The sequence below is a fragment of the Kutzneria kofuensis genome, assembly GCF_014203355.1.
GTDB lineage: Bacteria > Actinomycetota > Actinomycetes > Mycobacteriales > Pseudonocardiaceae > Kutzneria > Kutzneria kofuensis.
This window is the reverse complement of record NZ_JACHIR010000001.1, coordinates 47,299-72,832: the sequence shown is the minus strand read 5'-3', so window position 1 is coordinate 72,832 and position 25,534 is coordinate 47,299. Positions and strand designations below refer to the sequence as shown.

Annotated in this window: 22 protein-coding genes; 12 read left to right on the top strand and 10 right to left on the bottom strand. The window is 70.4% G+C overall.

All coding sequences use genetic code 11. From position 1 onward, the window contains the following. Positions 1 to 125: 125 nt before the first annotated feature. The 3 genes from BJ998_RS00340 to BJ998_RS00330 all read left to right on the top strand — a co-directional run bounded on the left by BJ998_RS00340 (position 126) and on the right by BJ998_RS00330 (position 4,386). The gene (locus tag BJ998_RS00340) at positions 126 to 1,088 is read left to right on the top strand and encodes a VWA domain-containing protein (protein WP_184857385.1); all 963 of its coding nucleotides are present in this window, start codon (positions 126 to 128) and stop codon (positions 1,086 to 1,088) included. Positions 1,089 to 1,166: 78 nt separating this feature from the next. Beyond that, positions 1,167 to 2,108: an LCP family protein gene (locus BJ998_RS00335; RefSeq protein WP_312889850.1), complete on the top strand. Its 942-nt coding sequence runs from the start codon at positions 1,167 to 1,169 to the stop codon at positions 2,106 to 2,108. Positions 2,109 to 2,118: 10 nt separating this feature from the next. Further along, the gene (locus tag BJ998_RS00330) at positions 2,119 to 4,386 is read left to right on the top strand and encodes a tetratricopeptide repeat protein (RefSeq protein WP_184857383.1); all 2,268 of its coding nucleotides are present in this window, start codon (positions 2,119 to 2,121) and stop codon (positions 4,384 to 4,386) included. Here the strand turns inward: BJ998_RS00330 and BJ998_RS00325 are convergent, their stop codons facing one another. Then, positions 4,387 to 5,202, bottom strand: coding sequence for an SDR family NAD(P)-dependent oxidoreductase (locus BJ998_RS00325; protein ID WP_184857381.1), 816 nt, complete (start codon positions 5,200 to 5,202; stop codon positions 4,387 to 4,389). A gap of 71 nt (positions 5,203 to 5,273) precedes the next feature. On the opposite strand from BJ998_RS00325, the gene BJ998_RS00320 reads away from it, so the two are divergent. From BJ998_RS00320 to BJ998_RS00310, 3 genes are all read left to right on the top strand, one after another. Then, positions 5,274 to 6,176, top strand: a complete 903-nt coding sequence (locus BJ998_RS00320; RefSeq protein WP_184857379.1) for a LysR family transcriptional regulator — start codon at positions 5,274 to 5,276, stop codon at positions 6,174 to 6,176. Positions 6,177 to 6,246: 70 nt separating this feature from the next. Then, entirely contained in the window at positions 6,247 to 7,905 is a 1,659-nt protein-coding gene (locus tag BJ998_RS00315) for a substrate-binding domain-containing protein (protein WP_184857378.1), read from the top strand. Positions 7,906 to 8,028: 123 nt separating this feature from the next. Further along, positions 8,029 to 9,714 carry a sulfatase-like hydrolase/transferase gene (locus BJ998_RS00310; RefSeq protein ID WP_246488490.1) on the top strand — a complete coding sequence of 562 codons (1,686 nt, stop codon included), beginning with the start codon at positions 8,029 to 8,031 and terminating at the stop codon, positions 9,712 to 9,714. Between the two features lie 8 nt (positions 9,715 to 9,722). On the opposite strand, the gene BJ998_RS00305 is transcribed toward BJ998_RS00310, so the two are convergent. Beyond that, on the bottom strand, positions 9,723 to 10,433 hold the full coding sequence (locus BJ998_RS00305) for an SDR family oxidoreductase (RefSeq protein ID WP_184857376.1): 711 nt from the start codon (positions 10,431 to 10,433) through the stop codon (positions 9,723 to 9,725). 116 nt (positions 10,434 to 10,549) lie between these two features. On the opposite strand from BJ998_RS00305, the gene BJ998_RS00300 reads away from it, so the two are divergent. Beyond that, positions 10,550 to 11,557 (top strand): alcohol dehydrogenase catalytic domain-containing protein, encoded by a 1,008-nt coding sequence (locus BJ998_RS00300; protein ID WP_184857374.1) that lies wholly within the window; start codon positions 10,550 to 10,552, stop codon positions 11,555 to 11,557. A 61-nt stretch (positions 11,558 to 11,618) separates the two neighbouring features. Continuing rightward, positions 11,619 to 12,116: a GNAT family N-acetyltransferase gene (locus BJ998_RS00295; RefSeq protein ID WP_184857372.1), complete on the top strand. Its 498-nt coding sequence runs from the start codon at positions 11,619 to 11,621 to the stop codon at positions 12,114 to 12,116. Here BJ998_RS00295 and BJ998_RS00290 read toward each other — a convergent pair. Then, positions 12,038 to 13,270: a glycosyltransferase family protein gene (locus BJ998_RS00290; protein ID WP_184857370.1), complete on the bottom strand. Its 1,233-nt coding sequence runs from the start codon at positions 13,268 to 13,270 to the stop codon at positions 12,038 to 12,040. The genes BJ998_RS00295 and BJ998_RS00290 overlap by 79 nt on opposite strands. Continuing rightward, on the bottom strand, positions 13,249 to 14,316 hold the full coding sequence (locus BJ998_RS00285; protein WP_184857368.1) for an XRE family transcriptional regulator: 1,068 nt from the start codon (positions 14,314 to 14,316) through the stop codon (positions 13,249 to 13,251). Before BJ998_RS00285 ends, BJ998_RS00290 begins: the two co-directional genes overlap by 22 nt. A gap of 333 nt (positions 14,317 to 14,649) precedes the next feature. On the opposite strand from BJ998_RS00285, the gene BJ998_RS00280 reads away from it, so the two are divergent. Beyond that, complete coding sequence (locus tag BJ998_RS00280; protein ID WP_184857366.1) at positions 14,650 to 14,862, top strand: hypothetical protein; 213 nt, start codon at positions 14,650 to 14,652, stop codon at positions 14,860 to 14,862. Positions 14,863 to 14,875: 13 nt separating this feature from the next. Here BJ998_RS00280 and BJ998_RS00275 read toward each other — a convergent pair whose 3' ends face one another. Next, the gene (locus BJ998_RS00275) at positions 14,876 to 16,111 is read right to left on the bottom strand and encodes a L,D-transpeptidase (RefSeq protein ID WP_184857364.1); all 1,236 of its coding nucleotides are present in this window, start codon (positions 16,109 to 16,111) and stop codon (positions 14,876 to 14,878) included. Positions 16,112 to 16,275: 164 nt separating this feature from the next. Next, positions 16,276 to 17,703 (bottom strand): glycoside hydrolase family 30 protein, encoded by a 1,428-nt coding sequence (locus BJ998_RS00270; protein WP_184857362.1) that lies wholly within the window; start codon positions 17,701 to 17,703, stop codon positions 16,276 to 16,278. A gap of 163 nt (positions 17,704 to 17,866) precedes the next feature. Here BJ998_RS00270 and BJ998_RS00265 point away from each other — a divergent pair, with 163 nt between their 5' ends. After that, positions 17,867 to 18,907 carry a LacI family DNA-binding transcriptional regulator gene (locus tag BJ998_RS00265; protein ID WP_184857360.1) on the top strand — a complete coding sequence of 347 codons (1,041 nt, stop codon included), beginning with the start codon at positions 17,867 to 17,869 and terminating at the stop codon, positions 18,905 to 18,907. On the opposite strand, the gene BJ998_RS00260 is transcribed toward BJ998_RS00265, so the two are convergent. Continuing rightward, positions 18,894 to 19,622: a ThuA domain-containing protein gene (locus BJ998_RS00260; RefSeq protein ID WP_184857358.1), complete on the bottom strand. Its 729-nt coding sequence runs from the start codon at positions 19,620 to 19,622 to the stop codon at positions 18,894 to 18,896. The two genes, BJ998_RS00265 and BJ998_RS00260, sit on opposite strands and share 14 nt — an antisense overlap. A gap of 85 nt (positions 19,623 to 19,707) precedes the next feature. Here BJ998_RS00260 and BJ998_RS00255 point away from each other — a divergent pair, with 85 nt between their 5' ends. Beyond that, complete coding sequence (locus tag BJ998_RS00255; RefSeq protein ID WP_221337818.1) at positions 19,708 to 21,399, top strand: glycoside hydrolase family 9 protein; 1,692 nt, start codon at positions 19,708 to 19,710, stop codon at positions 21,397 to 21,399. Between the two features lie 72 nt (positions 21,400 to 21,471). Here the strand turns inward: BJ998_RS00255 and BJ998_RS00250 are convergent, their stop codons facing one another. Both BJ998_RS00250 and BJ998_RS00245 read right to left on the bottom strand, forming a co-directional pair. Next, a complete protein-coding gene (locus BJ998_RS00250) occupies positions 21,472 to 22,368 on the bottom strand; it encodes a BadF/BadG/BcrA/BcrD ATPase family protein (protein WP_184857354.1) in 897 nt (298 codons plus the stop codon). After that, a complete protein-coding gene (locus BJ998_RS00245; RefSeq protein WP_221337817.1) occupies positions 22,365 to 23,375 on the bottom strand; it encodes an SIS domain-containing protein in 1,011 nt (336 codons plus the stop codon). Before BJ998_RS00245 ends, BJ998_RS00250 begins: the two co-directional genes overlap by 4 nt. 155 nt (positions 23,376 to 23,530) lie before the next feature. Between BJ998_RS00245 and BJ998_RS00240 the strand changes: the two genes are divergently transcribed. After that, a complete protein-coding gene (locus tag BJ998_RS00240; RefSeq protein WP_184857352.1) occupies positions 23,531 to 24,721 on the top strand; it encodes an RNA-guided endonuclease InsQ/TnpB family protein in 1,191 nt (396 codons plus the stop codon). 28 nt (positions 24,722 to 24,749) lie between these two features. Here BJ998_RS00240 and BJ998_RS00235 read toward each other — a convergent pair whose 3' ends face one another. Continuing rightward, positions 24,750 to 25,511, bottom strand: a complete 762-nt coding sequence (locus tag BJ998_RS00235) for a GntR family transcriptional regulator (protein WP_184857350.1) — start codon at positions 25,509 to 25,511, stop codon at positions 24,750 to 24,752. Positions 25,512 to 25,534: the final 23 nt, after the last annotated feature.

Here is a 25,534-nt window from a genome sequence, read left to right as displayed (position 1 = left end):
GCAGACCGAATGTCAGTTTCCGGCAGAATCGAGACTCGAGGCTCAGTTCTGCTCGAAACCGACATTCGGTGTGCTCCAGAGCGGGACTCGCCGGGGTTTTACGTCCGAGGCGGTTGACTGGGGCCGTGGGGATCGATGGGTTCGCGTCGCCGGTGTGGTTCGCGCTGCTGCTGGGAGTGGCGGCGGTGTTCGGCGCGTACTTCTGGGTGTCGCGGCGCCGGCGCAGGCACGTGGTGCGGTTCGCCAACATGGCCGTGCTGGACCGGGTCGCGCCGAAGCGGCCGAACCGGCTGCGGATGGTGCCGCCGGTCCTGTTCCTCGTCGCCTTCGTCGCGCTGACGGCGGCGCTGGCCGGCCCGATGGCGGAGGCGAAGGTGCCTCGCAACCGGGCCACCGTGATGCTGGTGATCGACGTCTCGCCGTCGATGGACGCCACCGACATCCAGCCGTCCCGGATCAAGGCGGCCCAGGCCGCGGCCAAGTCGTTCGTGGAGAACATGACCGGCGGGGTGAACCTGGGCCTGGTCACCTACGGCGGCTCGGCCACCGTCGACGTCAGCCCGACCACGGCCCGCAAGCCGGTGGCCGACGCGATCGACAACATCCAGCTCCAGCCGGCCACCGCGACCGGCGAGGCGATCGCCGCCGCGCTGCAGTCCATCCAGCAGTTCGAACGCGGCCTCGGCGGCCCGGCCGGCGCCCCGCCGGCGCAGATCGTGCTCATGTCCGACGGCAAGCAGACCGCCGGCCGGGACGAGTTCGCGATGGCCAAGGAGTGCAAGGACGCCAAGATCCCGATCAACACCATCTCCTACGGCACCAGCGACGGCGTGGTGGTGCTGCAGAACCAGGAGGTGCCGGTGCCGGTCGACGACGACTCGCTGCACCAGCTCGCCGACATCTCCGGCGGCCAGTTCTTCAAGGCCGACACCAGCGACAAGCTGAACCAGATCTACGCCTCGCTCGGCCAGCAGATCGGCTACGAGACGCAGGAGGCCGACGTCAGCAAGCCGTTCGTGGCGCTGGGCGCGGTGCTGGCGGTGCTCGGCGCCGCCGGCGCGCTCGTGCTGTCGCAGCGGGTCCCGTAGCAACCAGCGCCGTGGCAACCAGCGCCGGGGGCCGAACGTCCCTATTGTGGATGTCTGTCCAAACGCGGAGGTGGTCTGGTGCGCATCGGGCGTGTCATCGGGATCGTCCTGGTGGTCCTGATCCTGCTCGTGCTGGGTGTGTTCGTGTACGCCGACTTCTCGCTGAAGCGGACCGACGCGCTCCAGGACTACTCCGGCCGCCCCGCCGCGGGCGCCGGCACGAACTGGCTGATGGTGGGGTCGGACAGCCGCGAGGGCCTGACCGACGAGCAGAAGCAGCAGCTGGCCACCGGAGACGCCGCGGGTTCCCGCACCGACTCCATCCTGCTGCTGCACGTGCCGTCCAGCGGCAAGCCGACCCTGGTCAGCATGCTGCGTGACTCCTATGTGGACATCCCGGGGCACGGCAAGAACAAGCTCAACGCCGCCTTCGCGTTCGGCGGGCCGCAGCTGCTGCAGCAGACCGTCGAGGGCGCGACCGGGCTGCGCGTCGACCACTACATGGAGATCGGCTTCGCCGGCTTCTCGAACGTCGTCGACGACATCGGCGGCGTGAACATGTGCATCGACAAGCCCATGGTCGACCCGAAGGCCGGCCTGAACCTGCAGCCCGGCTGCCAGGACCTGGACGGCGCGCAGGCGCTCGGCTACGTCCGCACCCGCGCCACGCCGTCGGCCGACCTGGACCGGGTCGTGCACCAGCGGCAGTTCCTGTCGGCGGTGGTCAGCAAGATCACCAGCCCCGGGGTGATGCTCAACCCGCTCAAGATCATCCCCCTGATGTCGAGCGTGCCGGGGGCGCTGACCGTCAACAACGGCGACCACGTCTGGAACCTCGCCAGCCTCGCGTTCTCCCTGGCCAGCAAGGATCTCGTCACCACGACCGTGCCCGTCGGCAGCACCCCCACCATCTCCGGCGTCGGCTCCGTGGTGCTGTGGAACAAGGACAAGGCGACCCGGCTGTTCGAGGCCCTGCGCACCGACGGCGAAGTCCCCCCGGACGTCCTCAGCGGCCACTAGGCTGTGCCGGGTGCCCGAGCGCCCGTTGACCCTGCAGGATCTGATCCGCCGGCGGCAGGCCGGCGAGTTCGTCGGCCGCGAGCGGCAGCTGGCCCTGTTCGAGGAGAACCTCCGGCTGCCCGTGGTCGACCCTCGCCGGCGCTTCCTGTTCAGCGTGCACGGCGCCGCCGGCATCGGAAAGTCCTACCTGGTACGGCAGTTCCGCCGCGTGGCCACGGATCATGGCTTCGCCACCGGACATGTGGACGAGTCCGCCTACGACCTGCCGTCCGCGCTGGAGGCGTTGGCCGCCGGATTGGGGCCGTGCAAGGAGTTCGCCAAGCGGCTCGCCGCCTACCGCCAGCACCGCCAGGACCTCGACTCGGATCCCACCGCTCCCGAGGGCCTGTCGTCGCTGCTGACCCGCTCCACGGTTCGCGCCGGCTTGGCCGCCGCCGGCGAGGTCCCCGTTGTCGGGGCCTTCACCAAGGCCATCGACGCCAGGTCGGCGGCCGAGGACGTCGACAAGCTCCGGGTGTTCCTGTCCCGCAAGCTCCGCAGCCACGACGATGTGCAGCTGCTCCTGTCCCCGTCCGAGGTCCTCACCCCGGCCCTGGTCCGCGACCTCGGCGCGGTGGACAAGCCGCTGGCCCTGTTCTTCGACACCTACGAGCGGACCTCGCCCTTCCTCGACCAGTGGCTCCGGGACCTGTTGGCCGGCAAGTACGGCCCGCTCCCGCCCGAGATCGTCTTCGTCGTGGCCGGCCAACGGCCGCTGGACCTCAACCTCTGGGGCGACTACCTCAGCGTCCGCACCGACCTCCCGCTGGAGGTCTTCACCGAGGCGGAGGCCGGCCGGTTCCTGGCTTCCCGTGGCGTAACCGACGACCGGGTGGTCGACGTGATCCTCGGGCTCTCCGGCCGTCTCCCGGTTCTGGTCGCGATGCTGGCCGAGTCCCAGCCCACGGACGTCGCGGAAGTCGGCGACCCCAGCGGCAGCGCGGTGGAACGGTTCCTCAAGTGGGAACCCGATCCCCAGCGCCGCACCGCGGCCCTCTTCGGTGCTCTGCCCCGCCGGTTCTCCGCCGAGGTGTTCGCGGTGGCCGCAGGCTCGGTGGATCACCTGCCCTGGCTGCTGCAACAGCCCTTCGTCACGGAGCAGGCCGACGGCTTCCACTACCACGACGTCGTGCGGTCGCAGATGCTTCGCGTCCTGCAACGCCGCTCGCCGGCGGAGTGGCGGTCCCGCCACCTGGCCCTGGCCGAGCACAACCATGACTCGGCCCTCGAACGTGCCTACCACAGGCTGTGCGCCGACCGAGCCGCCGCGCTGCCCGAGGCGCTACAGGACTTGATCACGGCCTTCTCGGTCCGCCGATCCCTTGCGCCGCAATGGGCCCGGATGATCGTCCAGGCCGGTCGCGAGACCGACGCCCCTGACGTCGTGCGGCGTGGAACCGAGCTGGTCGAGGCGGCCGACCACATGGCGTTGATCGGCCTCCTCGTCGATGATCGCTCGCTGCCGGCCGAGGCGCGGGCGCTTGCCCATTCCGAGCGGGGCGTCCTTCTCCGTGCCGCCCGTGACTTCGACCCGGCCCTTGCCGACTTCCAGGCCGCGGTCGACCTGGACCCCGACAACATCTGCTATGTCGGCGACCGCGGCGAGACGCTGCGGCGCATGGGCCGTGCCGCCGAAGCGATCGAGGACCTCGATCGTCTTCTGGCCGTTGACCCCGGGAACGGTTGGGCGTACGGCTGCCGAGGCGCCGCATTCCAGGCGCTTGGTCGGCTCGAGGAGTCCCTCGGGGACCTCGACAAGGCCATCGAACTGCGACCCAGGTACACCTGGGCCTTCGGCGCCCGCGCCGAAACCCTCCGGCGGATGGGTCGACTCCCGGAGGCGCTGGCCGACGTCGATCGAGCGATCGAACTGGACCGCGACTACATCTACGGCATGATGCGGCGAGCCGACATCCTGCTCATGATGAACGAGCCCGACCGGGCCGCCGCCGATCTCGAGCGTGTGGTCGAACTCAACGGCCACCGGTCCCACGCGTTTTTCCTGCTGGCCTTGATCAGCCGGTCGCACACGCTGATCCTGGCCGCTCTCGCCACCAGCGCAGCGCCGATGGATCGGGCGGTCTGCCTGTGGGCGCTCGGCCGCCAGGAGGAGTCCATCGCCGAGATCCACGCCGCCTTGGCCGAGGGCACGCCGCCCTCGCTGCTCGTCAGCGAATTCCAGCTGCTGCACGAGACCACCGGCCAGGGGGTCGAGCCTGTGCTGGCGATTCTGGAGTAGCTACCGCAGGGCCTTGCCGTCCCGGACCAGCTCGCCGTACTTCGCCGGGTCCACCGGCGAGGCCAGCACGAAGTCGAGCACATCCCGGGCCGCCCGGGTCGGGGTCTTGGCTCGGCTGAAGTCGTCGAACCACGGGCGCGAGGTGGGGGTGTCGACCAGCCCGGGGCAGACCGCGGCGATCAACCGATCCTCCGCCAGGTCCTGCTCCCGGCGCTCCCGGGCCACCGCCTTCATCGCGGCCACCTGCGCGACCTTGGACGGGATGTTGATCCACTCGGGCCATCCCTGCGCCGCTGCCGTGCCGTCGTGGACGGCGGCCTGCCACTTCGACACCACGGCCTCGACCTCGTCCAGGGAAGCGCCCTCGAACAGGGGGTGCAGCGTCGGGTCGAGATTGCGGAGGGTGCCGAGCGAGCTGGCGACGATGATCAGGCGGCCGCCGGGACGCAGGATCGGGGGGAACGACCTGAGCACGGCGTGGGTGGCGCCGTTGGCGACGGCGATGAACTCGTCGGCCTGCTCGACCTGGGTGCGTTCGGGGGTGATGCGCATGGTGGCGTTGGAGATCACGACGTCGACGGCGCCGAGGGAGGCGGCCAGGTCGGCGATGGCGGCGGTGTCGGTGACGTCGAGGACGCGGCCCTCGACGCGGGCCACGCCGGACACGGCAGCGGCGGCGGCCGAGACGCGGCCGGGGTCGCGGCCGGTGAGCAGCACGAGATCGTCGGCGGTCCAGCGGGCGGCGAGTTCCTCGACGAGTGCGCGACCGATGCCCTGGTTGGCGCCGGTCACCACGGCGATGCGTTGACCTGTCATGACAGCAACGCTAGGAGCGTCACGGCCATGAGTCCAACGAAAGTATGGCAAGCATGGTATGCGTAAACGTCATGGAATTCACGCTGACCGGCCTGCGGGTCGTGCGGGAGGTCGCCGAGCGCGGCACGTTCAGCGCGGCGGCGGAGTCGCTGGGCTACACCCAGTCCGCGGTGTCACGGCAGATCGCGGCGGTGGAGAAGACGGCCGGGGCGGCGGTGTTCGAGCGCAGGCGGGACGGGGCCGTGCCGACGACAGCGGGCCGGGTGATCCTCCGGCACGCGGCGGCGGTGCTGGACGAGATGGACGCCGTGGAGCGCGAACTTCGTGGCCTGCCAATGGAAACCGGGCACGTCCGGCTCGGAGTGATCCCCAGCGCCGGCGCGGTGGTCCTGCCGCGCACGCTGACGATCCTGCGCCGCACGCACCCGGGAATCACCGTCACCAGCCGGGAAGGCTCGACGCCGGCGCTGACCCGATCCATCCGGGCCGGCACGATCGACGTGGCGGTGCTCGCCGCCGTCCCGCCGTTCCGCGCCCCGGACACCGACAAACCGGCGCTGCATGTGGAAACGCTGACGGAACGGGACCTGTGCGTCGCCGTGCCGACCACGGATCCGTTGGCCGAAAACGACTCCGTGCACGTGGACGAGCTGGCCGGTCGGCGCTGGATCGCCAGCCGCAGCTCCGGGGAGGAGCCGCTGCTCGGGGTCTGGCCGGGCCTGCCGGAACGGCCGGAGATCGTCCACGTCGCCCGGGACTGGCTGACCAAACTCCAGTTGGTCGCCGCCGGCTGCGGCCTGACCACCGTGCCGGCGTCGATGACGGCGGCGATGCCGGCGAACGTTCGGGTGCTCAGCGTCCGAGGCGGCCCGCAGGAGCGCCGCCGGCTGATCGTCGCGCACCTGCCCGGCCGGCAGTCGGAACCGGTGGCCCGGGTGCTGGCGGCGCTGCGCGCGGCCACTCGGCAGGACTGAGACACGCCGTCCGGCGGTGTCGGACAGCCGGTCCAGGGCCAACAATCCCCTCCGGAGGTGGTTCGAGGCCATGCGTCGGCATCGGCGTGCACCGCGGCGCGGGCGCTTTGTGCTGCCGGTGGTCGTCGCGGTGCTGGCGGTCGGCGCGGTGGTGACGGCCAATGCGACCAACGCGGCTCATACCTGCGGCGGGGAGCTGCCGTTGCGGGTGACGGTCACGCCGGCGTTGCAGCAGGTGGTGCAGCGGGCCGCCGACGGGTTCGAGAAGGACCGGGCGGCGGTCAACGGCGTGTGCGTGAAGGTGGAGGTCGTCCCGGAGCAGGCGGCCGACGTCGTGGCCGAGCTGCCGACGAAGCCGATCGACCCGCCGGCGCTGTGGATCCCGGACTCGACGCTGTGGGCGTCGACGGCGGCGCAGAAGAACGCGGCGGTCCCCGGCGTGACGCCGAAGGTCGCCCCGCACGGCTCGCTGGCGACATCGCCGCTGGTGGTGGTCGGCGGCATGGACGCGGTGGCGAAGCTGGGCTGGCCGCAGTCGAGCGTGAGCTGGAAGCGACTGGTGGATCCGGGTGTGCCGGTGGACATCGCCGACCCGCTGACCAACACCGAGGGCATCGCGACGCTCGGCCTCGCCGAGGGAATGGCCCCGGCGCAGAACGGGACGCCGCCGCCGGAGCTGATCGCGACGTTGCTACGGCTGCGCGACTCGACCCAGCCGAACATCGCCACCTGCTACCAGCTGATGGTGAAGAACCCGGCGACCGCGCCGTTGTTCACCGCCACCGAGCAGTCGGTGATCGCGCACAACGGCAGCTCGTCCGTGCCGGCGGTCGCGCTGTATCCGACCGAGGGCTCGGTGCTGTTCGACTACCCGGTGGTGCGGGTTTCCACGGCGGCAGAGCCTTCCGGCACGAGTGACGCCGCGGCCGCGTTCGAGCACCGGCTGAGATCCGCCGACACCGCCAAGTCGTTGAGCGACGCGGGATTCCGCGAACCCGGCGGCCGCGCCGCGTGGCCGATGCGGGAGGGCGTCCGGATGGACACGCCGAACCGGCTCCCGACGCCGACCTCCGACCAGGTGACGACGGTGCTGCGGGCGTGGGACGTGATCCACCTGGACGGCCGCACCCTGGCGGTGATCGACACTTCCGGCTCGATGGCGGAACCCATGCCCGACGGCCAGTCCCGCGTCGAGGTCGCCCGCGACGGGGCGCTGGCCGGCATGTCGCTGATGCCGGACACCACGTCGGTCGGACTGTGGACGTTTTCCGAGCAGTGGAGCGAACTCGTGCCGGTCGGGCCGCTCGGCGGCAAGACCAACGGCGGCCCGCAGCGGCAGCTGCTGCAGCAGGCCGCGGCGTCGCTGCCCGGCCGGGTCGGTGGCAACACCGCCTTGTACGACACGGCATTGCAGGCCTACCGGGCGCTGCGGGACGGCTACGACGCCACCAAGGTCAACTCCGAGGTGCTGATCACCGACGGCAAGAACGAGACGCCCGGCGGCATCGACCTGACCGCCCTGATCGCCGCGCTGCGGGCCGAGGTCGATCCGACCCGGCCGATCCAGATCATCGGCATCGGCCTCGGGCCGGACGCCGACATGACCGTGTTGCAGCAGTTGGCCGCGGCCACCGGCGGCAAGGCCTACCAGGCGTTGAGCGGCGCCGACTTCCGCGCCGTGCTGTTCGACGCCTTGAGCCGCCGGCCGTGCACCACGTCGAACTGCTAGCGTCGGCGGATATCGGGCATCGGGCGCAAACGCCCCCACCCGAAAGATCTATTGAACCGAAGCCGACCGGGGGCCGTGTGCTGAAGTGGCACCATCGCCACCACCGCACGGAAGGACCTCGGCTTGTCGCTCCTCACGCGCCTTCGCCGGCAGCCTGAACAGGGTTCCGACGACCGCACCCCGCCGTCGACCGTCCGCCGGGTCCTGGCCGTCACGGCCACCGTCCTCGCGTTCCTGCTGGTCCTGTTCGCGCTGGTGGCGCCGGACGACCTGAGCAAGCTGACGCCGCTCGCCTTCGTGCGCATCCCGGTCGAGGGCCTGGTCGGCATCGTCGTGCTCCTGCTGCTGCCGAACCGGTGGCGCAGGCCGGTGGCGATCGTGGCCGGCGCGGCGCTCGGCGTGCTGACCATCCTCAAGCTCACCAACATGGGCTTCTACGCCTCGCTGAACCGCCCCTTCGACCCGGTGTACGACTGGAGTTTCCTCGGCCCCGGCCTGGAGTTCGTGCAGGGTCAGGTGGGCGAGTTCGGCGGCTGGGCGGCCGCGGCCCTGGTGATCGTCGTCGCGATCGGACTGATCGTCTTCACCGCGCTCTCGGTGTCCCGCCTCGGCGGATTCGTCGCCAACCACCGCACCGGCACGGTTCGCGGCGTCGCGGTGCTCGCGGTGGTCTGGCTCGTGCTGGCCCCGACCGGCGCGCAGCTGGCCCCCGGCCAGCCCCTGGCCGCCAGCAACGCGGCCGCGCTCGCCGTCAACGACCTGCGACAGGTCAGCGCGGACATCAAGGACCAGCGGGAGTTCGCGAACCAGGTGTCCTCGGACGCGTACGTCGGCACCGCGCACGACAAGCTGCTCAGCGGCCTGCGCGGCAAGAACGTGCTGCTGGTGTTCGTGGAGAGCTACGGCCGGTCGGCGGTGATGAACTCCAGCTTCGCGCCCGGCATCGACGCCGTGCTCGACGCCGGCACGCAGAAGCTGCAGCAGGCCGGTTTCGCCGCCAAGACCGGATTCCTGACCTCGTCCACGTTCGGCGGCGGCAGCTGGCTCGCGCACTCCACCCTGGAGTCCGGTGTGGACGTCAACAGTCAGTACCGCTACAACAACCTGGTCAACGGCAACCGGTTCACGCTGGCCCGGGCGTTCAAGGACGCCGGCTGGCGCACCTTCGCCGACGACCCGGCCAACACCCGCGACTGGGTGCCGGAGACCCAGTTCTACGGCTACGACAGCGTCTACGACTCGCGCAACGTCGGCTACAAGGGCCCGGTCTTCTCCTACGCCACCATGCCCGACCAGTACACGATGAACTTCATCCGCCAGCACGAGCTCGCCAAGCCCGGCCCGGCGTTCGGCGAGATCGACCTGGTCTCCAGCCACGTCCCGTGGGCGCCGCTGCCGCAGCTGGTCGACTGGAACGCCATGGGCGACGGCTCGATGTTCGGCCCGCAGGCCGCGAACGGCAAGCAGGTCAAGGACGTCTGGCCGGACCAGGCCAAGGTGCAGCAGGCCTACGGCGAGTCCATCCAGTACTCGCTGAACACGCTGATCTCGTACCTGCAGAACTTCGGCGACGACAACACGGTGATGGTGTTCCTCGGCGACCACCAGCCGGGGACCCTGGTCAGCGGCACCGACGCCGACCACGACGTGCCGATCAGCATCGTGGCCAAGGACCCCTCGGTGCTGAACCGGGTCGCCGGCTGGGGCTGGACCGACGGGCTCAAGCCGAGCCCGCACGCCCCGGTGTGGCCGATGAGCTCGTTCCGGGACAGGTTCCTGGCCGCGTTCGGGGACCAGGTGACCAAGTAGCCGGCGCCTTATCGGCGCTGCGAGGCGGCGATGCTGCCGCCGCCGTCCACGCGGATGATCTGGCCGGTGGTGTAGGCGCCGTCCTCCGAGAGCAGGAAGGAGATCGCCGCCGCCACCTCCTCCGGCCGGCCGATGCGGCCGATCGGGAGGCTGTCGAAGAACCGCTCCTCCTGTGGCGAGCCGACGGGGGTGTTGCGGCGGAACATCTCCGTCTCGGTCGGGCCCGGCGCCACCGAGTTGACGGTGATGCCGGCGCCGGCCAGCTCGCCCGCCCAGACCTTGGTCAGCGCGTCCATCGCGCCCTTGGCGGCGGCGTAGGCGCTGCGGTTGGGCGTGCCGAGGGTGACGAGGCTGGTGACGTTGACGATGCGGCCCCAGCCGGCCGCCTTCATCGCCGGCAGCGCCGCCTGCGTCACCTGCACCGCGACGCGGACGTTGCCGTCGTACATCCAGGCCAGGTCGTCGAGGTCGATCTCGCCGAGCGGGGCCATCCGGGCGAAGCCGACGTTGTTGACCACGCCGTCGACGTCGCCGATCTTGCCCAGCGCGTCGGCGGTCGCGGCGCGGTCGAGCACGTCGACCTCGTGGAACTCGCCGGGGAAGTCGGCCGGCGCGGTCCGGGCCAGTCCGATCGGCCGGTGGCCGGCGTCCGCGACGCGCTGCGCCAGCGCGCGGCCGATGCCCCGGCTGGCCCCGGTGATGAGAAATCGCCTCGTCATGACCACAACGCTACGGTTCTGATCACGAGCCGTGAAATCGCTGCCGGCGCTGCGCCCGCCGCCAAGGCCGTGTTGGAGCAGATCGCCGGCGGTCGAATCCCGGTACCGTGATCGACATGCGCGCATTTCGGATCACCGAGTGGGGCAAGCCGCCGCAGGTGGTGGATGTGCCGGTGCCGCAACCAGGTCCGGGGCAGGTGCTGGTCCGGGTGGCGGGCTGCGGGTTGTGCCACACCGACGTCAGCCTGCCGCACATGCCGGCCTCGGTGGGGGAGCGGCTCGGCTGGCGGGTGCCGTTCACGCTCGGGCACGAGGTCGCCGGCCGGATCGCCGTCCTCGGCGACGGTGTCACCGGCTTCGCCGAGGGCGATGCCGTCGCGCTCGTGTCGCCGAATTCGTGCGGACAGTGCTGGCATTGCCAGCGGGGCCTGGATTCCGCGTGCCCCAACGGCCGGGCCGGCCGCGGCTACGGTCGTGACGGCGGGCTCGCCGAGTACGTTCTCGTTGACGGCAAACGGTTCCTGATCCCCTTGGCATCCCTCGACCCCGTCACCTCCGGGCCCTTGACCGATGCCGGCGCCACCTCCTACCACGCCGTCCGCCGGGCGCTGCCCCGCATTCACCCCGGCGGCACCGTCGCCGTGATCGGCGTCGGCGGTCTCGGCTCCTTCGCCGTGCAGTTCTTACGCCTGCTGACCGCCGCCCGCATCGTGGCCGTCGACACTAACCCCGCCCGCCTCCCCGCCGCCCTCTCCCTCGGCGCGCACGAGGCCTTCCCCTCCCTCGACGGCATCTCCGGCGCCGACGCCGTCCTCGACTTCGTCGGCGCCGACGACACCATCGCCGCCGGTCTGCGCGCCCTCCGCCCCGGCGGCTGCTACGGCCTCGTCGGCGCCGCCGGCGGCCGCCTCACCGCCCCCCTGCTCGGCGCCCTCCCCAAGGACGGCGAGGTCTTCACCTTCCAGGGCTCCGCCATCACCGACCTGCACGACGTCATCTCCCTGGCCGCCACCGGCGCCATCCGCAACGAAGTCCAGCGCTTCCCCTTCGACGACATCGAAACCGCCTACTCCCGCCTCGCCGCCGGCACCCTCGACAGCCCCCGCGCCCTGATCGTCCTCTGACCGGCGGCCCACCCTGTCGGACCAGTGACGCGCGCCCCGGGCTCGCCTACCGTCGGACGTGATGGTCGACCTGGAGATACACCCCGTGCGCCTGGGCGAAGCGCCGGCCCTCGAGGCGCGTGGCCAGGCCGGATACGTCCACGACCGGCTGGCCCGCCAGGACGACGGCCGCGGCGTGTTCCTCGCCGCGTGGCGCGGCGATCTCGCCGTGGGCAGCGTCTACCTGTGGCTGGAACCGGCCGAGGAGGCCGAGATCCGTGAGCACCTGCCGGAAACGCCGCTGATCACCCATCTCGAAGTGTTCGCCGGCAGCCGCAACCAGGGCATCGGCACCCGCCTGGTCGAGGCCGCCGAACAGGTGTTGCGGGACCGGCACTACACGACCGTCGCGCTGGCGGTCGAGCTGTCGAACGTGGACGCGGAACGCCTGTACAAGCGGCTCGGCTACCAGGACTGGGGCTTCGGCCGGGTGGACTGCATTCAGCGGGAATGGCTCCCGGACGACACGTTGCTGGAGACGCGCGAGGAATGCACCGTGCTGGTCAAGTTGCTGGGCTGAGAAATGCCCAGCAGGAGCAACACGTCGTCGATGCTCGGCTGGCCCAGCTCGGTGGAGATGCGGTCGTGCCGTTCCAGGTGGCGGCGCCATTTGCCGCGATCCGTGCGCCATGCCCTGAGGTACTGCACGCACAGTTCCGGCGTGACGAGCGTGCACCGGCCGCGCGCCGCCCGCAGTGCCGATTTCATTCGCTCACGCTCGGCGGCGCCCATGTCGGCGTCGTCGACCCGGAGCAGCACGTCGTTGATGAAGCCGAGCCGCTTGGCCAGGAACTTCCGCCAGTAGTCCACGCTCGCGTCCTGGACGCGTTTGCCCTGGTCCAACAGCCAGAACACGCCCTCGGCGAGCACATCCCCGAATTCCTCGGTGCGGGCCCGCTGCTCGTTCGCGAACGGGTCGTACGGCTTCTGGACCGCGAGGCCGGTGGTCTTCGCGATCGGCCGCAGCCGCGTGTCGTTGAGCAGGAAGAACCAGTCCTCGTTGTAGACGTCCGGAAAGAACGACTCGCAGGAGGCCGCGTTCACGGCCAGCGCGCCGCCGCCGACGAACGTGTCCTGGAAGCCCCCGGTCTCGCGGTGCGCATGACACACCACGGAATTGTCCGGATATCCGCCGACGGTGAGGCCCACCCCGTCGAACCGGTGCAGCAGCCGCACCGCGTCGGTGAGGTGCTGGTGGTCCGGGATGTCGATGTCGTCGTCCAGGAAGACGACGTGTTTCCAGCCGGCCATCCGCGCGATCAACAGCCCGAGATTGCGCTTGCGGCTGGTGTCGGTGCCCCGGGCGAACGGAGTACCGGCCAACAACGACGTCGTGCCGATTTCCGGCAGCAGCGCGGGGGAGACGTCATCCATGTTCACTGCGGCGATGTCGACGCCGGTCTGCAGGAACATGCGCCGCGTCGCGGCGGCCGACGACCATTTGCTGTTCAGCGTGACCAGCGTGCACCGCAGTTTCGCGGCGAGTTCGACGGCCCGCTTGAGGTGGGCGGCCCGGCGCGCGGTGGGCACGATGATCGCGTCGACCTCGCCGGGCCCGAGCGGCGGCTCGGTGACGAGCGTGAGCAGGTTGCGGTGGGAGCCGTGGTGGAGCGTGAGGTCGTTGAGGGGGCTCGCCGTCGTGTCGGCACGGGTCAACTGGTGGCCTCCGGCCATTCGTGGAGGCGAGTCTCGGCGACGGTCCAGTCCGGGGTCAGAACCTCTCCGTCCACGACCTGCACCCGCATCAGCAGGCTGTACGAGTCGTGCCGGTCGAGCTGGTCACGCGCGTAGTCGTCGTTTCGCTCGCGAAATTTGACGTCGGTCAGGGCACGCACCGCCCCGTAGGTGCCACGGCCGTACATCCCGTTGCAGATGGTGACGGTGCGCGCCACGTTGAACGGGTTCTCGCCGCGGTAGAAGTGCGCCACGTCCTCGAGGAGCCGGCCGGACCGCACGATCGGCGAGTACATGCGCGTGCCGTGGTCGGTCACCTCGAAGCCGCTGGGCTCCGCCGTGCTGGGCCGGGTTATCTGCTCCACCGGGACATCTACGCGCTCCAGCAGCTCTCTGGTCAGTCGGTTCCAGTCGACGCCGCCCAGCAGCACCAGGTGCTTGGTGTAGTCGTCCCGGTCGAGCTGGTCGACCGTCTTGAACCGAACCTCGCTGGTCGGGTTCAGCGCGCGGACGTGGCCGAACAGCTCGATCAGCGCGTCGGGGTCCGCGTACGTGTACAGCTCGACGTAGTCGGGGTCGTTCGGGTCCGTGTAGGACCCCATCGAGTGCACGAGATCCCGGGGTAGCCGGGCACAGACGATGATGATGTCGTAGCCGTCGGGGAAGTGCCAGAGGCCATGCGGGGCGGCGGTGGCATGGACGCCGCGCCGGGCGGGCTGCTCCGACCGGAGCTCGGTCAGCTCGGCGAGCAGGTCCTCGTACCCCGCGCGTTCCGCCGGCGTGAGGTCGTCCACCGGGAGCAGGCGGTGGTGGCTGCCGTGGACGGATCGCTCGGTGGCGAAGAACCGGGCGTACTGCTCGAGACGGACCGCCGGCGGCTTCCTGGGATTGGCGAGGCTCTCCCAGGAGGAGATCAACGGCACGCTGGTCGACCGCTCGGCGCCGAACGCGTCCGCCAGCTGGGCCTGCGTGACGACTCGCCCCGGCCATGTTTCTTCCCGCAACGCCCTCAGACGTGCGGCCAGAGCGGGAGAGGTCGGGTGCACGGCGGTAAACCCCTTAAGTTAACTTCACCATACCTCGCTGAAGCTGGCACGGTACACCATCAACCAGGTGTACCGATGTAGGCGTTCCACTAGCGTGTCGACGGCCCTTGTCCACCTGCGTTCCACACTCTATCGTTAACTTCACCAAGTTTGGACTGAAGTTGACTGAGCTTGGTGAAGTTCAGGAGGTGGAGTGATGAACCACCCAGCCCGGCTGCCACCGGCGACACCCGCGCACCGCCCAGCCCCACCCGGTTCACGGCCGGCCCCGCCGGCCGGGGCGTCTCGACACCGTCCCTGACCCCGCATCACCCGCACCTGTCGGGAGTTGCCATGAACAGCTCGGATATGTCCCTCATGTTCGCCGTCGCGCTCGTGCTCGGCGTCATGCTGCTGATCGCCGTCGTCCGCGTGCTGGGCCGCATCCTGTCCTCCGTGCAGAACCTGCTCGGCACGGCCGGCAAGGTCTTCGCCGGCATGCTGTTCGCCTCCACGGTGTGCGGCATCCTGCTCACCACCATCGTGCTGGCGATGGCGAGCGCCTGACCGTCCCCGTCGACTACGACGCGACCGCGTTGTTCTCGACGGGGATGCCGGTGGGCGCGACGGCGGTGGACGCGGCGACCGAGGTGGGCGCGACGAGGGAACTGCCGGACGGGCCGGCCTGCACGGCCTGGTGGGTGGCGCTCTTGCCGAGCAGGGTCTGCCAGTTGTCGAACCAGTCGGTCCAGCCGTCGCCCGGCGTGCCGGCAAGCGGGCTGCCGGTGATGGTCACCGGATCGCCGGGCAGCTCCTCCTCGTAGTAGGCCTGAGCGGCCTCGGGAGCCATGTTCACGCAGCCGTGGCTGACGTCCTCGCTGCCCTGCTGCCCGACGGACCAGTAGGCGTCGTGCAGGTAGTCGCCGCTCCAGGTGAACCGCACGGACCACGGCACCTTGAGGTCGTAGTAGCCGGGCGCGCCGGGGGCGATGTCGGACGGCTTCATCTCGACCGGGTTGCCCTTGTCGATGGTGAGGTAGGTGCCGTTGGGCGTGTCGTGGCCGGGCTTGCCGGTGCTGATCGGCCAGTCGTACTGCAGCGTCCCGTTCTTGTACACCTGCATGCGGTGCGTGGCGGTGCCGGCGACGACCACGAGCGAGTCGCCGATGTTGAACGTCTGCGTGAGCTCGGCGGCCCCGTAGACGCCGGGGGAGACCTGCACGCCGTTGAGGTGCCCGTCGAAGGAGACCTTGGTGTTGGCCGGCCAGAACTCGCGCGGCCGGAAGTTCAGGTGCGTGTCGTCGGCCCACGCCCACGCCCCGACCACGGGCTGCGAGGTGGTGAGCTGCAGCGCCTGCTCGACGGCGGCCTTGTTCTGCACGGGCTTGTCGAACGTCAGCATGATCGGCATGCCGACGCCGTAGGTGGAGTTCTCGCCCTCGAAGATGTGCGTGTGCACGATGCTCTTCGGCGTGACCGTGGTGAACGTGCTGGACAACGTGGTGGCCTTGCCGGCGGAGTTCGTCGCGGTCGCGGACACGGTGTAGGTCTGCGACACGTTCAGCGTTCCGATGCTGGTCCACGTCTTGCCGTCGGCGCTGAGCTTGCCGGTGACGTGCTCGCCGCCGCTGATCTCCACGTCGGTGACCTTGCCGCCGTCGGCGGTGACCTTGATCGGCGTCTCGGTGGCGACGTCCTTCCCGTTGGCGGCGGGGCTGATCGCCACCTTCGCGGGCGGGGGCGGCGGTGTGGTGCTGGTGGCCGCCGAGCCGCCGGTGGATCCGCCGGAACATCCGGCAACCAGCAGTCCCGTCACGGCCAACATGATCGCCGGCCACCTCGTCATCGCGCCACGCCCTTCCGATAACACCGCCACTGTTCGATCATCCCGCTCCGCGGGGCGGATCGCACAGGCCTTTCTGTGTACTCGGACGCTGTCGGGGCCGGGCGGGTTGCTTCACCCGCCCGGCCCGGGCGGTTTCACCGCCAGGTGAAGGTGGCGACTGCCTTCGCGGGCAACGTGTAGGTGAACGACCGGCCGTGCTCGGACACGGTGAAGGTGCGCGCGTTGGCGGCGTCGGCGTTGAGCACGATCAACGCGGTGGAGCCGTCCGGATTGCGGAACGCCACATCCTCGACGTTGCCGGCGCCGAACGTGTTCGAGTCGATCCGCACGGCCCCCGGCTTGACGAACTTGCTGGCCTGGCCGAGCACGTAGTACTCGGCGTTGTACGACACGGAACCGGTGGTGTTGTCCACCGTGACCGCGCCGGTGCAGGTGGTGCAGTGCATGGTCGGGCCGCCGCTGGGGTCGAGCGCGACGTTCCACGTCACCACCGACTTGGCCCAGTTGCGGGTGCCGCCGATGATCAGGTGCTCGGTCTGCCAGACCAGTGAGTCGGAGAACGTGTTGGCACGGTTGGCCGACTGCGAGCCGGAGCACTCGGTGAAGTAGGCGTCCTTGGCCGGGAAGGCATCGTGCACCGTGGACTGTGCGTCGGGATTGCCGCCGTAGCAGTGCCAGGCCACGCCGCTCGTGTACTTCGCGGCGCTGGTGTCGCCGAGCACCGTGGACGGGTACTCGGTGTCGTCCCAGTTGTGGTCGTAGGCAAGGATTCCGGTGCGCAGCCCGGCGGCGCGCAGCGCGGGGCCGAGGTAGTCGCCGATGAACCTGGCCTGGTCGGCGGCGGTCATGGTGGCGCCGGGATAGTCCGCGGGGGAGTACTCGGGCTCGTTCTGCGCGGACAGCAGCGACACCGGCACGCCGGCGTTTCGGTACGCCTGCACGAACTTCACCAGATAGTTCGCGTATGCCCGAAGTGTCTGGTCGTCGGTCCTGACCGAGCCGCCGATCATCGAGCCGCTGGTCTTCATCCAGCCCGGCGCGCTCCACGGCGTGGCCATGACCGTGGTCTGCGGGTTCAGCCGCAGCGCCTGCCGCAGGATCGGCAGGATGTAGTCGCGGTCGTGGGCGACGGAGAACCGGGACAGCGTCGGGTCGGCCGCCCCGTCGTCGTAGCTGAACAGCGACCGGGAGAAGTCGGACGCGCCGATCGGCTGGCGCAGGAAGTCCAGCCCGATGCCGCGGCGCGGGTCGAACAGCTTGGTCATGATCGCGTCGCGTTTCGGCGAGTTCGCGATCAGCCAGGCCGACGAGTCGGTGAACGACGCGCCGAACCCGGTGATGGACTGGTATCTCCTGGTCTGGTCGACGGTGATGGTCTGGTCGCTCGCGGCGCCGCGGCCGAAGGCGGTGCCCGGCAACGGGGTCAGCAGCCGGCTCTGGTCCGCGGTGGTCTCCCACACCGACACCGTGGCCCAGGGCGTGGCGTTGGCGGTGACAGCTAACGGTGCACCGAGCGCAAGCGTCGCGGCGACGGCCGCCACGACGGTGGCACGGGACGTCATCGGCCCTCCTGAGGTTCTGAAACAGAATGGAACAGAACTGGAACAATTGCCGGCGCGGACAGCAAAGCAGTCGCCCGTCGGCACTGTCAACGACAAGCGAATTCGGCACACAACCAGTTTTGTCCGAGTTACACTGCCGGAATGAAACACGCGGCTGAAACAAATGGCTAGGCGAGTCGGCGGTCGGGCCACCGTGCGGGACATCGCGGCCGACGCCGGGGTGTCGATCGCGACCGTCTCGCGGGTGCTCAACGACAGCGGGGACGTCGCACCCGCCACCCGGGACCTGGTGCTGGCCGCGATCGAGCGGCTGGGCGGTCTGGCGCCGGTGCCGCGTGCCCGCCGCAGCCGGATCGCCGAGGGCGCGGTGTACGTGCACTGCCCGTACGTGCTCTCCGACTACTTCGGCCTGATCGTCTCGTCCGTCGCGGAGACCCTTGACCTGCACGGCCGACGCCTCGTGCTCAACGCCGGCGAGGCCGCCCAGCAGAAGGCCGTGCTGCCCGGACTGCCGCTGATGAGCGGCGTCGCCGGCGCGATCATGTTGCTGCCGCCCGAGCCCAGCGAGCAGCTGCTGGCCCTGCGCGGCGCCGGCTTCCCGTTCGTGGTGATCGATCCGCGCACCACCCTGCCCCGGGACATCGCCGCCGTCTCCGCCGCGCACTTCACCGGCGCCCGCCGGCTCACCCAGCACCTCGTCGAGCTCGGCCACCGCCGTATCGGCATCCTCGCCGGCCCCGACAACTGGCTCGCCGCCGACGCCCGTCGCGCCGGCCACTCCGCCGCGCTCGCCGAAGTCGGCGTGCTCACCCCGCCTTCCCTGATCCGCAGCGGCGAACCCACCACCGAGGAGGGTTTCCGCATCGCCACCGAACTCCTCGACCTCCCCGACCGGCCCACGGCGTTGATCGGCTTCAACGACAAGATGGCCGTCGGCGCCATGTCCGCCGCCGCCCGCCTGGGTCTCCGTGTGCCCCAGGACCTGTCCATAGCCGGCTTCGACGACATCGATCTCGCCCGCGCCACCCGGCCCCTGCTCACCACCGTGCGGCAGCCGTTGGAGGAGATGGGCAGGATGGCCGTCACCCTGCTCATGCGCCTACTGGAACGGCATCAGCTCGAGGCACTGCACGTCGAGCTGGCCACCGAGCTGATAGTGCGCGCCTCCACCGGCCCCGCCCCAACCGGGGTCAACGGTCGATGAAGCGGCCGTTGCCCAGTGGCCAGCGGGTGGACCAGGACTCGATGTCCTCGTCGGGGACGCCGGCGGTCCACAGGACGGCCTGGCGCACCAGTTGTCGGAACCAGGGATTGCCCCAGGCCCGAGGGTCGTGGCCGAGGGCGGTGTAGCAGACCCGGCCCTTGCCGTGCTGGCGCGCGTAGGCGATGGGCTGCGGGCCGTCGGGGGTGTCCCGCTCGGCCAGCACCTCGATGTCCGAGACGCAGTCGATCAGGTAGTACTCGTCGTCGATGGCGAAGTCGCCGAGGAAGCGGGTGACGGGGTGGCCGGCCTTGACCCGGACGTCGAACCGGCCCTCGGAGCCGGCGTCGCCGTGGGACAGATACCGCGACCCGACCAGGTCGATACCGACCCGATCCGCTTCGACACCGCCGGCGCCGAAGCCGAACAGGTTGCTGGCGTGGATGGCGACCAGTCCCTTGCCGGCGGCGACGAGGTCGGAGAGCGCCTGCTGCTCGGCGGGATCGAACCGCGGACCGGACAGGTAGAGGACGTAGACGTCGGCTTCGGCGGTGGCGGGCATGGGATCGGCGAAGCGGTGCACGCCGACGCCCCGGGCGGCCGGCAACCCGGCCTCGGTGACGATCTCCTGCAGCGCCAGGGCGGCGCCGATCAGGTCGTGGTGCAGGTCGGTCCCGTCGACGAGCACCAGCGTGGACGGGATGGCGCGCAGCTTCACGTCGACCGACGCTACCGACAATACAAAGAGCAGTCCAGAGCAATACCAGTTGAACCAAGACGAACCGTGGGCTACCGTCCCTGTGGTGCCGACCACGATCCTGACCAGTCACCTCGGCTACGACACCGCCGGCAGCAAGAAGGCCGTGCTGCTGCACACCGACCCCACCGAGATTCGCACGGCAGCGCTGGTGGGCGAGGACGGCACGCGGCTGGACCTGACTCCGGGTCCCGAGGTGACGGTGGATCGCTGGTCGGTCGGCGCCTTCCGCCGTCTCGACTTCAGCGCTGCCCGCGAGCCGGGCACGTACCAGGTGGAGATCGAGACGGCGGAGGGCATCCAGCGCTCGGAACCGTTCGCCATCGCGGACAAGCGCATCCCCGCCACCGCGATGTCCGACTGCGTCAACTACTTCCGGGCCGTCCGCTCCACCGGCGAGATCGACCGCAAGGACCGCGCGGCCAAGTTCTACAACGACGACTCGGGCCGCACGGTCGACGCCCGAGGCGGCTGGCTCGACGCCTCCGGCGACTTCAGCAAGTTCCTCAGCCACCTCACGTACACCCGGATGATGAGCCCGCAGCAGATCCCGTTGTGCGCCTGGGCCTTCTTCGCCGCCCGGGACAACCTGCGGGACACCGACCCGACGCTGTCCGATGCGCTGGGCGCGAAGCTGCGCGACGAGGGGCTGCACGGCGCCGACTTCCTGGTCCGCTTCCAGTCGCCCGAGGGCTACTTCTACACCGGCATCTTCGACGCGCTGACCAAGGACCTGAACGAACGCGTGATCAACGCGCCGCTCCAGGACAGCGTGCGCACCCAGCGCTGGCAGGCGGCCTACCGCCACGGCGGCGGCCTCGCGATCGCCGCCCTGGCCCGCGCCTCGATGGCCGAGGTCAGCGGCGACTTCACCCAGGCCGAGTACCTGCGGGCGGCCCGCCGCGGCTTCGACCACCTGCAGGAGCACAACACCGAGTACAGCTTCGACGGCACCGAAAGCGTCATCGACGACTACTGCGCGCTGCTCGCTGCGACCGAGCTGTGCAACGCCGGGGAAAGCCTTGTGGCGCAGGCGGAGAACCGTGCCCGATCGCTGATCGGCCGCTACACCGACGGTCCCGGCTTCGGCTACCTCGTCGGGGACGTCGAGGGCCGGCCGTTCTTCCACGCCGCCGAGCCCGGCCTGCCGATCATCGCGCTGCTGCGGTTCGCCGAGGTCTGCGCCGACTCGCCGGTGAGCGCGCAGGCCCGCGTCACCGCGCTCGCGCTGGCCCGCGACGCCGTGCACCTCAACGAGGAGGTCGCCAACCCGTTCGGCCTCAACCGCCAGTACGTGCAACCCAAGGGCGAGGAGCCGCGCACCAGCTTCTTCTTCCCGCACGGCAACGAGACCGGCTACTGGTGGCAGGGCGAGAACGCCGGCATCTGCTCCGCCGCCTACGCGGCCCTGGTCACCGCCGCCCAGCCCGAGTGCGACGACGAGCTGCGCCAACGCCTGCAGGTGCTCGCCGACGACCAGGTGCACTGGGTGCTCGGCCTCAACCCGTTCGACAGCTCGATGCTGCAGGGCCGCGGTCGCAACACCCCCGAGTACCACGCGATCTTCAAGAACGTGCCCGGCGGCATCCTCAACGGCATCACCGCCGGCTTCTCCGACGAGCACGACGTCGACTTCATGCCGCCCGGCCCGGTCGCCGCCGGCAACGCGTGGCGCTGGGCCGAGCAGTGGATCCCGCACTCGGCGTGGTTCCTGCTGGCGGCCTCGCTGCTGAAGTGAGGCCGCGTAAGGAGACGGCGCTGAAGCAGGTTGGGCGAGGCGCTAGGGGGCGCGGCGTCGAGGTGACCAGTGTCAGCGCTGGGGCGACAGCCGCCGCAGCGCCAGCTCCACGCCGCCGGCCACCGGCGGCACGTCCAGCAGCCGCAGCGTGAGCGACGGGTAGAAATCCGCCAGCCGGGCGCGGAACCGGTCGGCGAGCCGCGGCTGGTTGACGATCACGCTGCCGGCCGCGACCACCGTGTCGCCGACGGCGCCGCGGGCGATCAGCTGACACACCAACAACTTCAGGCTGCGGGCGGCCTCGTCCACCACGCGGGCGGCCAGCGAAGAACCCTCGTCGGCGGCCTGGAACACCGCCACCGCTCCCGGCCCCCAGTTCTCCGGCGTCGGCACGTCGTTGACGGCGCGGGCCAGGGCGGGCGGGTCGGCGACGGCGTAGTGCCGCAGCAGCGCCCGGAGCAGGCCGTCGTCGGGGCGGCGGTCGTCGTACGCCGCGAGGGCGGCCTTCGTTGCCTCACGGACGATGGCGGGCGCACTCGCTTCGTCACCGAGGACCCAGCCCCAGCCGCCGGCGAACAGCACCGTGCCGGCGGCGTCGGCCCCGACGGCGATGGAGCCGGTGCCGGCGATGACGCCGATGCCCTCCTCCAGACCGGCGGCCGGCACCAGCAGCGCGGCGTCGTTGACCACGGTCGCGTGCACGCCGAGGGCCGCGACGGCCTCCGCCAGCTCGATGCAATGTTCCTGCGTGTCGCACCCCTGCGCGCCGATGCCGGCGGCGACGATCTCGTCATCCGCCGGCACCGCAAGGGAAAGCAGCGAGCGCAGCCAGCGGGCCGCGGCCGGCACCGGCGACGCGGACCAGGCGTCCGCGGGCCACTGGTGGTCGCTGACCACCTCTCCGTCCAGCGTCGCGACGCGCACCGCGACCTTCGTTCCTCCGACGTCGACCCCGACCACAACTCTCATAGCCCCGGCACCTTGATGTCGTTGTTGTGGAACACGAATTCCTCGATGGCCACGCCGCGCACCGCGGCCACGGCCTCGACCAGGATCTGCACCACCACGATCTGCGCGATCGCGGCCTGCGCGGGCGGCAGGTCGGGGATGCGCACGGGGTGCACCAGCGGAGCGGCGTCGACGTCCTCGCTGGTCACGAGGATCGCCGGATGCCCGGCGCCGGCCAGCGTCTCGGCCGCGGCGAGCTCCCGGTCCGCGCCGAACAGCACGTGCACGCCGCCGCCCGCGGACTCCATGGCGCCGTGCAGGTACTGCCGGGTGCTCATGCCGGTGGACGGGATCCGCGCCACCTCGCGGAACAGCAGAGCCCCGGCCTCCGCCGAGCCCACGAACGGCCCGGCCCCGACGAAGTCCGCGGATGTCGCTGACACGAAAAGCGGCGCCAGCGCACGGATCCGCGGCCCGAGGTCGCGGTCGACCATGGCCACCACGTCGCCGATGCGCGACCAGCCGTCGTCGATTCGGCCGCCGTGCCAGGCGTCGGCGATCAGCCCGAGCGCCGCGACGGTGGCGGTGAAGCCGATGGTGGACGCGTAGCTGTCGGCGATGTTGCCCAGATCGACCAGGGCCGAGGCCAGGTCGGCGATCGGCGACGGCACCACGTTGACCACGGCATACCGCTTCGATGCCGGAATGGTCTCCAGCACCGCCAGCGTCTCCGCGCTGCGGCCGCTCTGCGACACCCCGAACACCGGATGGCTGCTCGGCGGGAACGGCAGCGGGTGGTCGCCAGCCCCCAGCCGCCACGAGTGGACGCCGCGCGAACGCAGCGCCCACACCGGCGCGCAGGCGGCCGCGAGGCTCGCGCCGATGCCGACGAAAACCGGTCCAGGACCGGAAAGACGACCCCCAGTCGCCAGCTCCGCCACCGAGCCGGCCAGACGGTCGACCGCCGCCGCGAGGTCCGCCGCCTGGGTGGCGCGGGCCCGCGTGTAGGCGATGTAGCCGTCGATCATGTCTGACCTCCGAGGAGACCCCGGTCTCCAGACCGGGGAGGAATCGGACACCTGCGAAGCAGGACCGGAATAGTCGTTTCGGTGCCTGGCCGAAACGGCGTCCACCATCCGCCCGACGGCAGATCGCCACGGGCGGACGTGATAGTTTGCGAACGGTGACCACGCACGTGAAGCGGGCATTCAAGTACCGCTTTCATCCGACCGAGGCGCAGGCGGTCGAACTGTCGCGCACGTTCGGGTGCGTGCGGAAGGTCTACAACCTCGCACTCGCGGCCCGTTCCGAGGCGTGGACGCGGCGGGAAAGGATCAACTACAGCCAGACCTCGGCGATGTTGACGGCCTGGAAACGGACCGAGGAACTGGCCTACCTCAACGAGGTCTCCTCGGTCCCGCTCCAGCAGGCGCTGCGGCACCTGCAAAGCGGGTTCGCCAACTTCTTCGCCAAGCGCGCCCGGTATCCGCGGTTCAAGTCCAAGCGGAAATCCCGCGCCAGCGCGGAGTACACCAGCTCCGCGTTCCGGTTCCGCGATGGATGCTTGACGCTGGCGAAGATGAGCCAGCCGTTGGACATCGTTTGGTCCCGCCCCCTCCCGGAAGGCGTGGTGCCGACCACGGTGACTGTGTCCCGTGACGCGGCGGGCCGCTGGTACGTGTCGATGTTGTGCGAGGACCCCGGCGTGCAGCCGTATCCCGCCACCGGCACGGTGGTGGGCGTCGATGTCGGCCTTGACCACCTGCTCACGCTTTCGACGGGCGAGAAAGTCGTCAATCCTCGACATGAGCGCACCGACCGTGCCCGACTTGCCAAGGCACAGCGGAACCTCGCCCGCAAAAGAGAAGGCTCGAACAATCGGGACAAGGCCCGCCGCGTGGTTGACCGCGTCCACGCCCGGCTCGCCGACCGACGCAGGGACCACCTGCACAAGCTGACCACTCGACTCGTGCGCGACAACCAAACGCTCGTGATCGAGGACTTGACCGTACGCAACATGGTCAAGAATCGGTGTCTGGCCCGCGCCATCTCTGACGCGAGCTGGACGGAATTCCGGCGCATGCTGGAGTACAAGGCCGCTTGGCACGGGCGGGAAGTGGTCGCGGTGGACCGCTTCTTCCCTTTCACAAGGCTGTGCTCCGTGTGCGGTGTCCTGAGGAACAGGATGCCGCTGAACGTCCGGACCTGGACGTGTGACTGCGGCGCGACCCATGATCGGGACGTGAACGCGGCACGGAACCTTCTGGCCGCCGGGCTGGCGGTGTCTGTCTGTGGAGCCGGTGTAAGACCTCAACGGAACACTCCGAGCGGGCAGTCGGCGACGAAGCAGAAAGCCCTACAGCGCGAGCCGTAGGAGTTCCCTTGTTCACGAGGGGAGGAAGTCAAGTCTGCTCCGTTCCCACATTTCTGGTGAAGGACGTGCGCAGCCGGTAGCGGTCGCCCGCGTACCGGATGGTGGATGACAGCAGCGGGCGCCCGGTCCGGTCCCGCACCACCTGGCGCATCTGGAGGATCGGCGTGGCCTCCGGGACGCCCAGGTGCCCGGCGATCGCCGCGGTCGCCGGCCGTGCCTCGATCGTGGTGTCCGCCTGCGCCAGCTGGAAACCACGGCCGGTGACGATCTCGTACAGCGACGCGGTGGTGAAGTCGAGTTGCTCGAAGCCGTCGGCGACGTCGGTGGGCAGCAGCGACTCGTCGACGGCGATGGGCACGCCGTCCAGCAGCCGCACCCGTTCCAGCCGGAACAGCGGTGTGCCCGGCGCGATCTGGAACTCCTCGGCCTCGTCGAAACTGGCCGGCGCCGCCGAGGCGCGGAGCACCATGGACGTCGGCGCCAGGCCCATCCGCCGTGCCGTCTCGGAGAACGACTCCAGGGTGTTGGGCCAGTCGCCGCGCTCCGGCGCGGTGACGTACCAGCCACGGCCGTGGGCCGAGCGCAGCACGCCCTCGTCGACCAGCGAAGCCAGGGCCTTGCGCAGCGTCACCCGGGAGATCGCCAGCTGCTGGCACAGGTCCCGCTCCGGCGGCAGCCGAGCGCCGGGGCGCAGCTCGCCATCCGCGATGCGGGTACGCAGCAGCGCCGCGGCCTGCGTCCACAGCGGCTCCGGGTAGGCGGCGGGCAGCACCGGCTGTTCGGCGGTCACACGGGCCCCTGCATCGGCTGTAC

Coding starts and splice junctions, on each gene's coding strand:
- BJ998_RS00325 (WP_184857381.1), bottom strand. CDS start 5,202: ATGACAGGTCAACGCATCGCCGTGGTGACCGGCGCCAACCAGGGCATC.
- BJ998_RS00320 (WP_184857379.1), top strand. CDS start 5,274: ATGGAATTCACGCTGACCGGCCTGCGGGTCGTGCGGGAGGTCGCCGAG.
- BJ998_RS00315 (WP_184857378.1), top strand. CDS start 6,247: ATGCGTCGGCATCGGCGTGCACCGCGGCGCGGGCGCTTTGTGCTGCCG.
- BJ998_RS00305 (WP_184857376.1), bottom strand. CDS start 10,433: ATGACGAGGCGATTTCTCATCACCGGGGCCAGCCGGGGCATCGGCCGC.
- BJ998_RS00300 (WP_184857374.1), top strand. CDS start 10,550: ATGCGCGCATTTCGGATCACCGAGTGGGGCAAGCCGCCGCAGGTGGTG.
- BJ998_RS00295 (WP_184857372.1), top strand. CDS start 11,619: ATGGTCGACCTGGAGATACACCCCGTGCGCCTGGGCGAAGCGCCGGCC.
- BJ998_RS00290 (WP_184857370.1), bottom strand. CDS start 13,270: ATGGCCGGAGGCCACCAGTTGACCCGTGCCGACACGACGGCGAGCCCC.
- BJ998_RS00280 (WP_184857366.1), top strand. CDS start 14,650: ATGAACAGCTCGGATATGTCCCTCATGTTCGCCGTCGCGCTCGTGCTC.
- BJ998_RS00270 (WP_184857362.1), bottom strand. CDS start 17,703: ATGACGTCCCGTGCCACCGTCGTGGCGGCCGTCGCCGCGACGCTTGCG.
- BJ998_RS00265 (WP_184857360.1), top strand. CDS start 17,867: ATGGCTAGGCGAGTCGGCGGTCGGGCCACCGTGCGGGACATCGCGGCC.
- BJ998_RS00250 (WP_184857354.1), bottom strand. CDS start 22,368: ATGAGAGTTGTGGTCGGGGTCGACGTCGGAGGAACGAAGGTCGCGGTG.
- BJ998_RS00245 (WP_221337817.1), bottom strand. CDS start 23,375: ATGATCGACGGCTACATCGCCTACACGCGGGCCCGCGCCACCCAGGCG.